Origin of the sequence: Kamptonema sp. PCC 6506 (genome assembly GCF_000180455.1) — a bacterium.
Taxonomy (GTDB): domain Bacteria; phylum Cyanobacteriota; class Cyanobacteriia; order Cyanobacteriales; family Microcoleaceae; genus Kamptonema; species Kamptonema formosum.
This window is the reverse complement of record NZ_CACA01000239.1, coordinates 1-9,598: the sequence shown is the minus strand read 5'-3', so window position 1 is coordinate 9,598 and position 9,598 is coordinate 1. Positions and strand designations below refer to the sequence as shown.

8 protein-coding genes and 1 tRNA gene are annotated in these 9,598 nt (G+C 41.7%); 5 read left to right on the top strand and 4 right to left on the bottom strand.

What is annotated here, in order from left to right:
- Positions 1-33: 33 nt before the first annotated feature.
- Positions 34-636, bottom strand: a complete 603-nt coding sequence (gene pyrE, locus OSCI_RS12330) for an orotate phosphoribosyltransferase (RefSeq protein ID WP_007355286.1) — start codon at positions 634-636, stop codon at positions 34-36.
- A gap of 90 nt (positions 637-726) precedes the next feature.
- Between pyrE and OSCI_RS12325 the strand changes: the two genes are divergently transcribed.
- The 3 genes from OSCI_RS12325 to OSCI_RS12315 all read left to right on the top strand — a co-directional run bounded on the left by OSCI_RS12325 (position 727) and on the right by OSCI_RS12315 (position 3,985).
- On the top strand, positions 727-1,122 hold the full coding sequence (locus OSCI_RS12325) for a hypothetical protein (RefSeq protein WP_007355285.1): 396 nt from the start codon (positions 727-729) through the stop codon (positions 1,120-1,122).
- A 191-nt stretch (positions 1,123-1,313) separates the two neighbouring features.
- Positions 1,314-2,780 carry an MBOAT family O-acyltransferase gene (locus tag OSCI_RS12320; protein ID WP_007355284.1) on the top strand — a complete coding sequence of 489 codons (1,467 nt, stop codon included), beginning with the start codon at positions 1,314-1,316 and terminating at the stop codon, positions 2,778-2,780.
- Positions 2,781-2,794: 14 nt separating this feature from the next.
- Positions 2,795-3,985, top strand: a complete 1,191-nt coding sequence (locus OSCI_RS12315) for a hypothetical protein (RefSeq protein ID WP_007355283.1) — start codon at positions 2,795-2,797, stop codon at positions 3,983-3,985.
- 223 nt (positions 3,986-4,208) lie between these two features.
- Here the strand turns inward: OSCI_RS12315 and OSCI_RS12310 are convergent.
- Positions 4,209-4,281 (bottom strand) — tRNA-Ile (locus OSCI_RS12310).
- A gap of 170 nt (positions 4,282-4,451) precedes the next feature.
- Between OSCI_RS12310 and OSCI_RS12305 the strand changes: the two genes are divergently transcribed.
- Entirely contained in the window at positions 4,452-5,144 is a 693-nt protein-coding gene (locus tag OSCI_RS12305; RefSeq protein WP_007355282.1) for a hypothetical protein, read from the top strand.
- Between the two features lie 95 nt (positions 5,145-5,239).
- Positions 5,240-6,583 carry a hemolysin family protein gene (locus OSCI_RS12300; protein WP_007355281.1) on the top strand — a complete coding sequence of 448 codons (1,344 nt, stop codon included), beginning with the start codon at positions 5,240-5,242 and terminating at the stop codon, positions 6,581-6,583.
- Positions 6,584-6,622: 39 nt separating this feature from the next.
- Here the strand turns inward: OSCI_RS12300 and OSCI_RS12295 are convergent, their stop codons facing one another.
- Both OSCI_RS12295 and OSCI_RS12290 read right to left on the bottom strand, forming a co-directional pair.
- Positions 6,623-8,545 carry a sensor histidine kinase gene (locus OSCI_RS12295; protein ID WP_007355280.1) on the bottom strand — a complete coding sequence of 641 codons (1,923 nt, stop codon included), beginning with the start codon at positions 8,543-8,545 and terminating at the stop codon, positions 6,623-6,625.
- 31 nt (positions 8,546-8,576) lie between these two features.
- Positions 8,577-9,470 carry a phosphate/phosphite/phosphonate ABC transporter substrate-binding protein gene (locus tag OSCI_RS12290; protein ID WP_007355279.1) on the bottom strand — a complete coding sequence of 298 codons (894 nt, stop codon included), beginning with the start codon at positions 9,468-9,470 and terminating at the stop codon, positions 8,577-8,579.
- Between the last annotated feature and the right edge of the window lie 128 nt (positions 9,471-9,598).

The following is a 9,598-nucleotide window of genomic DNA, read 5'->3' as shown; positions in this document are numbered from 1 at the left end:
TCCCCCTCTTTCCCTAGCCCCTAGCCCCTAGCCTCAGAGCCACTTTTGAAGATCTGCGATCGTAAACAACGCCTTAAACTTCAAACCCGCCTCCCGATACAACTGTTCGCCTCCTTGTTCGCGATCGATCAACGAAATTACCCACTCCACCTGATAACCCGCACCCCGCAAGCGTTCAACCGCCTTCATCGCCGATCCGCCAGTTGTCACCACATCTTCCAAAACCACAACCTTAGCGCCTTCCTGCAACACCGGCCCCTCAATATAAGCCATCGTCCCATGTCCTTTCGACTCCTTCCGCACGATCAACGCCGGAATCGGTCGATTTTCATAAGCCGAAACCACACTCACAGCCGATACAATTGGGTCAGCACCCAAAGTCAAACCCGCCACAGCATCAGTATTTGCTGGTAACGCCGACAGCAGCAAACGACCCACAGCCAAAGCACCTTGAGGATGAAGCGTCACAGGCTTACAGTTGATATAATAAGAACTTTGCTGACCAGAAGAGAGTATAAAGTCCCCTTCGCGGTAGGCAAACTCGCACAGCAAATCTAGAAGCTGTTCGCGTAGACTTGTTAAATCAGTAGTAGCTAAAGAGACAGCTAACCCAGTCGGAGACAAAGTTTCATCCATAACGGCAAAAGCAAACAAAGTTGACGAAGTAAATAAATAGCCGATAATCAGTCTATATTAGAATCTGAATTAATCTTGAGGCTTAAGATCATGCCCCAAAAGTTAAAAAGCCTTAGTGGTGTGTTGGCGATCGCGATCGTTTCTACCATATTAGGATCTGTAAAAATCGCTCAAGCAGAACCCTTTGGATATCATCCAGTTTCCGATGAATTTAATCGGCGTTTCTTTGAAAGTTCTGGAGACTTTTTCCAAAGTGTCAGCTTTCAAGGATACACAAATGACCTTTTAGGCATCGGTTCACCCACTGGAATTATTGGTTTTCCTGAAAAGCAACTTGAGCGGGATTCTAGCCAAATTCACGGACTCTACCGAGAAATGCTGCAACAGCAAGTCTCTAGCGATCCAATTATTCGCGTCCCAGATGCCCTCAATCCCTTTAATACATCCTTGCTAGGGCTACCATCAGACCCAACGATCGCACGTTAAATATTAGGTCTAAGGTTGCTATAACTCTCAATTCAGCCAGGATGTCCTGTTTCCCAGAGTGCATCCTGCTGGATTTTATAGTAGAAGGAAGAAGGAAGAAGGAAGAAGGAAGAGGGAGGCTGGGGGAGAGGAGGAGAATTTTTCCCCAATTAGGAATTAGCCATTAGCCATTAGCCATTAGTGTATCTACTATGCTTTTCAACTCTTACGTATTTATCTTTGGCTTTTTACCAATTACTATCATTGTATTTTTTTCTCTCTGCAAGTTTCATTTAATCAAAGGGGCGATTTGGTGGCTAGCCTTCGCTTCTCTGTTCTTTTACGCTTACTGGAATATTTCCTATCTGCCCATCATGCTTATTTCTGTGGGCGCTAACTATTATATAGGTGAAGAAATCCAGCGAAGCCTGTCCAATCGTCAGCGTGCCAAAACTCTACTCTGGGTTGGCATTATTTTGAATTTGGCAAATATTGGCTATTACAAATACGCCAATTTTTTTGTCACTTCTTGGAATCAGCTTTTTCATACAGAATGGTCAATTTCTGAGATTTCATTACCTCTAGCAATTTCATTTTATACATTCACCCAAATTGCTTATCTCGTAGATGTCTATCGGGGAGAACACGAAAAATATAAATATGATTTAGTCTCCTATAGTCTATTCATTTCCTTCTTTCCCCAACTAATTGCCGGGCCCATCCTGCGCCACAACGAACTAATTCCAGAATTACGGCAAATACGAACATTTGTTTTTTCCCATAAAAATGTAGCTATGGGTTTAACAATGTTTATCCTTGGACTGTCCAAAAAGGTAATTATAGCAGATAATATCTCCCCTTGGGTAGCCCCAGTTTTTAGCAATGCAAGTGATGTCAGTTTCCTCGAAGCTTGGACAGGATCGCTTAGTTATACATTACAACTTTACTTTGATTTTTCTGGCTACTCAGATATGGCAGTTGGCTTGGGATGGATGTTTAATATTCCTCTACCTTATAACTTTAACTCTCCCTATAAATCTACCTCTATTACTGACTTTTGGCGACGGTGGCACATTACCCTTTCTAATTTCCTCCGTGATTATTTGTACATCCCTTTAGGTGGTAATCGCCAAGGTGAAATTCGCCGCTATGTTAATCTGATGATAACTATGCTGTTAGGTGGACTATGGCACGGTGCTGGCTGGACTTTTGTATTATGGGGAGGAATACACGGGTTATTTTTGGTAATTCATCAACTATGGCGCAAGCTGAATATTTCTTTGCCAAAATTGCTATGTTGGACGCTGACTTTTTTAGCTGTTGTAGCTAGTTGGGTACTATTTCGCGCTCATAATATTCACACTGCCAAAGAAATTTTGAAGGCACTGGTAGGAATGAAAGGCTTTATATTGCCAACTTCTTTTGAATCCCAACTCAATTTTTTAACTCCGCTAGGAGTGCAGTTTAAAGAACTAGGATATCTGCCTAGCTTGGGTTTGCGAAATACAGCAATTGTATTGATTGGACTATTGCTGTGCGTTACCCTATTACCAAATACGCAACAGTTTATGCAGCGGTTTAAGCCAACACAGATATGGATCGTAGTGACAGCTAGTTTAGCAGTTTTCTGTTTAATTTCTCTAAATCGCGTCTCTGAGTTTCTGTACTTTCAATTTTAAGGTGAGCTAAAATCATGAAATCTTACCGCCGCTATATTTTTAGTTTTCTGGCAGTTGTATTCTTCTTAATGGGGTTAGTTGGAGCCTTTAATTTTTTGGTCGATCCCTATGGTGTGATGGGCAATTTAAGTATTGTTGGTTTCAATAAGGTAAAATCAGAAAATCACAATCACGTCAGATTATTTAAAGCTCTTGCTATAACTAAACTCACCCCCAAATCTGTTTTTTTAGGCTCTTCTAGAGCTGAAGTTGGTTTAGATCCAAATCATCCGGCTTTGGAGAATTACCAACCAGTCTATAATCTGGGAATTACTGGGGGAAATATCTATGAAGCTAAGCGCTATTTGCAACACGCGATCGCTAATCAACCAGATTTAAAGTTGGTTGTTTTAGGTCTGGATTTTTTTATGTTTAATCAATTGGGGAAGCTGACTCCTAGTTTCCGGGAAAATCGCCTAGAGAAAACTAGCATTAGTTTCCAAGATGCGTGGGAAGTTCTTTTTTCTTTAGATGCTTTGATATCTAGTAAGCTGACAATAATTCGCAATAGAAATGAGCCTAATGCGACAGGTCATTTTTACCCCAATGGGATGCGGGATACTCCTTATTTTATTCGTGAAACTTATCACAATCACCCCCAAGAAATAATTTTTGTGGAAGTATTAAAGGCTTTTCGGACTCGACCAGAATTTTATCAGACTTACAAACTTTCAGAATCAAATATGAATGATTTAAAAAGTATGATAGATATTTGTCGGCAACGGGGTATTAAATTAGAATTGTTCATTTCACCTTGTCATGCTACTGAATGGGAAGTTATTCGGGATGCGGGTTTTTGGCCAGTTTTTGAAGAGTGGAAGCGCCGAATAGTGGCAATGGCTCCCGTCTGGGATTTTTCTGGTTACAATAGTATTACAACTGAAGCTATTAGTAATAATATGAAAAATTATATAGAAAGTTCCCATTACCGCAAAGAAGTGGGAGATTTGGTAATAAATAGGATTTTCCAATACCGAGAAGAAACTCAGCCTAGAGATTTTGGGGTGTTGCTGACAGCAGACAATGTTGAAGCTCAGCTCGCTAAAATTCGGAGCGATCGCGAACTTTGGGCGAAAAATAACCCGGATACGGTGCAACTTGTGAAAAACTTAGAGCCTAACCCGAATTGCGAGTTTTGCAACGGTGTAGAGAACTTTTTAAAGTAAGCAGGGTTGGATATATAGCAGTCGCCAAGGCAGCTAGGACATTCTCAATTCCACCAAAGTCGCTGATTCTATTACCATCTTCCCCATCTTCCCTTCTTCCCCATCTTCCCTTCTTACCCTAGCCCCTAGCCCCTAGCCCCTAGCCCCTTCTTCCCCATCTTACCCTAGCCCCTAGCCCCTAGCCCCTAGCCCCTCTTAAACCGCCAAGGCGGTTGATATTAAGTGCGCCCTACTGGAATCGAACCAGTCTGAAAGCGAATTATGAGCTCGCTGCCTCCCCAATCGGCCAAAGGCGCTTTACCTTAGATGATATCAGATAATAACACAATTTGCCAGTCCGTGCTAAAACTAGATAACTGAAATATAAATCGCCAATCGGCCGCAGGTTGATTTGGCATCGCTGCGAGCTACAGGTATCTGTAGTAAATAGCAGTTTTCAGGGCGATTTGGCATAACTTTACAGGCAATGGCATTGAATTCAACCGTAGTTCTGACCTTAATTCTACTCACCCTCATGTTTGGAGCCGGTTTGACGAGTGCTTCATGGGGTTTTACCGTAGGTCGCCAAGCTTTGAAAGGAATTACTCAACCAGATGTCCGCCCCGGTAACAACGCGGGTGGCACCAAGGGTAGTTCAAATCCCCGCGAGGAAGTATCTATACTGAACGAGAAGGATATTCTCAAAGCTGTCAAAGCACGGATGGAAGGCCGTGATGTGGAGAAGGGGGCTGCTAAGGGCAATGCGGATGCAAACAAGGCGACGGCTAAATCTGCCCAGGCGAAAAAACCCGTTAAACAGGAGAATGCCAAGACGAAGTTTCCGATTAATAGTCGCGACGGGGGGGTAACGCTGGAGGTGAGTTCCATTCGCGAACGCGGCAGTTCTCTGCTGCTGGATGTAAGCATGAAGAACGAAGGCTCGCAATCTGTCCGCTTTCTCTATAGTTTCTTGAATGTCACCGACGACCAAAATCGAGCCCTGAGTGCTAGTGCTGAAGATTTACCAGGGGAATTGCCACCTAATGGGCAGGTGTTTTACGGGACGGTGAGTATTCCCACAGCTTTGCTGGACAATGCAAAACAACTTTCGCTGACGCTGACGGATTATCCTAATCAAAAACTCCAGCTACAGATATCGGGGATTTCAATCCCGAAATAAAGTTGTTCTCAATGAGCGGTCATAGTATTTTCAAACTTGATTAAGAAGATCGAAGATGGTTGCCCCTGTTGTGGTTGTCGAAGGCGGTGCTAGGAATGCCTAGCTTACCTGCCCTTACTTGGACAGATGCGCTGTTACGGCTGCTGGCAGTTTTACTGCTGATTGCTATTAATGCTTTTTTTGTCACGGCGGAGTTTTCAATTGTCTCGGTACGGCGATCGCATATCAATCATTTAGCTGCGGTGGGCGATTTAGAAGCTCAGACTGTGCAGCATTTGCAGCGCAGAATCGAACGTCTGCTCTCGACTACACAGTTAGGAATTACCCTGTCTAGTTTGGCTCTCGGCTGGATTGGCGAGGGGACGATGGCGATTCTGGTGCGAAGGTTTTTGGCTTACTTGCCGCTACCAGCGAATATTAGCGAGGCGATCGCTCATTCTCTGGGTATATCAATATTAACTTTTTTCCTCCTGGCTTATTTGCAAATTGTCCTGGGAGAGCTCCTACCAAAATCGATAGCTTTGTTGCATTCAGAACAGTTAGCGAAGGTTTTAGGGCCTCCCAGTTTAGCGATCGCTCGTTTTTTTAACCCGTTTATTTGGATTCTCAACCAATCTACCCGCTGGTTACTGCGCGTGCTGGGCATGGAATACGGCGTTCCGCATCGACCAGTTACTTCGCAAGAATTGCAGCTCATAATTGCTACCTCCACTGAGTCAACTGGTTTGCAGGCCCAGGAGCGAGAACTACTCAATAATGTTTTTGAATTTGGAGCGGTTTCAGTCGAAGAAGTGATGACTACTCGTACTAGCATTGCGGCAATTCCTAGAACTGCTACCTTTCAAATGCTGCTAGATGAAATAGCTATTTCTGGACATTCCCGCTATCCTGCTTTTGGGGAATCTTTAGACGAGATTGTTGGCCTTGTTGACTTCAAGCAACTAGCTAAACCCCTAGCTCAAGGTTTGCTTTCCCCCCAGACGTTAATTGACCCTTGGATTCGTCCAATTAGGTTTGTGCCGGAGGTGATGCTTTTGAGTGAATTGTTACCTTTAATGCAGCGATCGCCCGAAGAAATGGCGATCGTAGTTAATGAATATGGCGGAACATCTGGGTTAGTTACTCTTAAGGATTTGATTGCAGAAATTATCGGCGAAAGTCGCGAATCAGCAGACATGGAAGAAGTAGATCTGCAAATGTTAGATGACCGGACTTTTTTAGTGCAGGCACAGTTAGAATTAGAATCTGTTAATGAAATATTGAATTTCAATTTGCCCCTCGCTGATGAATACGAAACTCTGGGAGGTTTTCTGATCCATGAGTTACAAATTATTCCCGCTCTTGGGGAAATATTTGTCTATGGAAATCTGGAATTTACTGTAATTTCTGCTTCTGGAGCACGCTTAGACCAAATTCGGATTCGGATATTGGATAGTTGATTCTATTCCCTTCTTCCCCTAGCCCCTAGCCCCTAGCCCCTAGCCCCTAACCGCCTTGGCGGTTGCTATAGCGGGGAGTACAATCGCAAATTCTGCTCCCGTTCCCGGCGAAGAGATCGCTTCAATTTTGCCATGATGTTTTTCAATGATTTGGTAGCAAATTGCTAGTCCTATACCAGTGCCTTTTCCCGGTTCCTTAGTTGTAAAAAATGGGTCAAATAGTTTACTTTGAATTGCGGGTGAAATCCCAGGGCCATTATCACAAATCCGCACCCTAATATTGCCAGATTCCAGCTTTTGTGTTTGAATCAAAATCTGAGAGCTTTTACCTTTTAGAGAATTCTTTTCCTCCCCTTCTTCTAGGGCATCAATGGCATTTACGAGAATATTCATAAATACTTGATTTAATTGTGCCGGATAACACTCTATTTGTGGTAATTGCCCATAATTTTTAATAACTTCAATTTTACCCTTAAGCCTACTATTCAGAATCAGCAGTGTATTGTCAATCCCCTCATGGATATCAACTAATTTCATTTGAGCTTCATCTAAGCGGGAGAAGTTTCGTAAAGACAAAACTATTTGCCGGATGCGATCGGAACCTATTTTCATAGATTCAAGCATTTTAAGTAAATCTTCAGTGATAAAGTCTAACTCTATTGCTTCTATTTCTTCGGCAATAATTTCTGTAGGTTGGGGGTATTCCTGCTGATAGAGACGAACTAAATTCACTAAATCTATAATATACTGGTTGGCGTGTTCCAGATTGCCGTAAATAAAGTTAATAGGGTTGTTAATTTCATGGGCTACACCTCCCACCATCTGGCCCAAACTTGACATCTTTTCAGTTTGAATTAACTGAGTTTGGGTGTGTTTAAGTTTGTGAAGTGCTTCTGTAAGTTCTTCTGTTCTTTCCTGTACCCGCTCTTCCAAAGTTTGGCGAGCCAACTCTAATTCATCGGTATATTCTGCTACCCATTTAACTAATTGATTAATAGATTTTGCCAGTGTTCCAACTTCATCTTCAGTTGTTACTGGTGCTTGTAAATTAAAATTTGCTTGCTGAGTAATATTTTTAGCAATACTGGTTACAGCTTGGAGAGGAATCGCAATCGCACGACTTGTGCAGATAGCGAGAAAAATAGCAGTTGCGACTGACACTGACATACTCACTACGATGATTTGTAGTCGCAATTGCTCGGCTATATTAAAATTAATATAAGCTTGCTGTTGCTCTGCCTTTGCTATTTGTGTAGTTAGGCTCAAACTTTCAGAAAGCCGCTCGAACTTAACATCGAGCTTAACTGCTTTATCTCCTCTGATTAAATCTAATACTTGTTGCTGTGCATCTTTAACTTCCTTTAGTTTTAGTGAGGAGGGAGCTATTTGCTGCCAAAAAGACTTGATGAGCTGAGCGTAGGAGTCAGTCGTCGTTTTGTAACCGTTTAATAGCTCCTTTAATTCAGTAGAGTTTACTGCTAAACCTCTGGAATTTTCTTTGCCAAAAGATTCTAGTTCAGCAATAATTTTGTTAACTCCCTCCACATCTCTCAAGAATTTAGCAGTTTCATATTCAAACCAAATTGAATCTCCTAATACAGAGATTAGCCGTTTAGGATGTGACTGTACTGATTGTACAGAATATTCTAAATCCTTAAGTAGATGTTGTTGCTCGTCGGCAAAATTCAAAGCGTGGAAAGCTTGTCTTTGGTAATAGTCTCCGACGCTCATTCCCGCTGTTGTTCCTAGTACAGCGACTCCAATTGCTAGGGAGTAGCCATAATTAATTTTTTTGGCAATACTTAAACGAGAAATGAAGCGGTTAATGGTAGTGAAAGGAGTTTTTGTACTGCGATTTTTGCGATCGTGATTGCTCTCACTAGCAACTGCTTTTTTATTTACTCTATTTATGGTAACGTTGTTGAGTGTAGACAGACTCTCCCCTCTTTCAAATTTCTGCATAACTGCCTAAAGGTTGAAATTCATGAACTTTTTATTGAAAAACATTTCCCTGACCAATCGCTTTATAAACTTCGCGAATCATGTTATAATCACTGTCGTTTGCTGGTACTAATTTAGCTCCTTGATACTTATCATTAGCTTTCCCAAGTAAAATTGCATCAATTAGTCGCTCTTGATTTTCTACCATGCGATCGCGGATTTTTTCAACAAGGGTATTAGGCAGATTACTACTAGCAACAATCAAGTCATTAGGTAAGGGTTGGCCTGTGGCAATAATCCGAAAATCCTTTGCAGATAAATTGTCTTTTTTGAGTAAATCATTGTATCTATTCAAACCAATTGCTAAGGCATCAACTTGGTCTTTTTTAAGAGCCTGCAAACCATTTTTTCCCAACATTGAGATTTTGAAATCGGATTGGGGATTTAAGCCAGCATCGAGTAAGATTTTAGTAGGCCCTAAATGACCACCTGTTGAACCTACTTCCCACATAGCTATTGTTTTACCTTTCAATTGATCGGCTGATTTAATCTTGCTATTAGTAGGAACAAGAATAATTGAGTGATAATCAGGGCGGGTAATGGCGATGATGGGAACGGCATTTGTTCTGGCTCGGATGATAGTATATTCTGATGGCCCCGTTAGAGCTAATTTGAGTTCCCCAGACTGGAGAGAGACTGCTGCGGCTATATAGTTATCAACTGGGAAAAATTCAATCTTTTTTTCCAAAATTTCTCCAAGAACCTTCCGAAAAAACTCATAATTTTGCTGCAAATCTTCAATACCCTGAATATCTGTTACGGCAAACTTGAGGGTTTCTGGTTCATTTATAGTTAAATTGGAAAAACTGCTGTTTGCTTGATTTACTGTTGTAGAGCAGCTTGCTACAAATAATAGGGACAACTCAAGAAAGTGCCGCCGCTTCATAATTTTTAGGGATTTTAGTGGCAGTTTAAAATTGCTAACATAATACTATCATAAGCTATTTAGTCTCAGCTTTCATTAAGAGCGATTTATCTACTGGTTAAATTTCTATTAAGTAAATCCCCCTAATT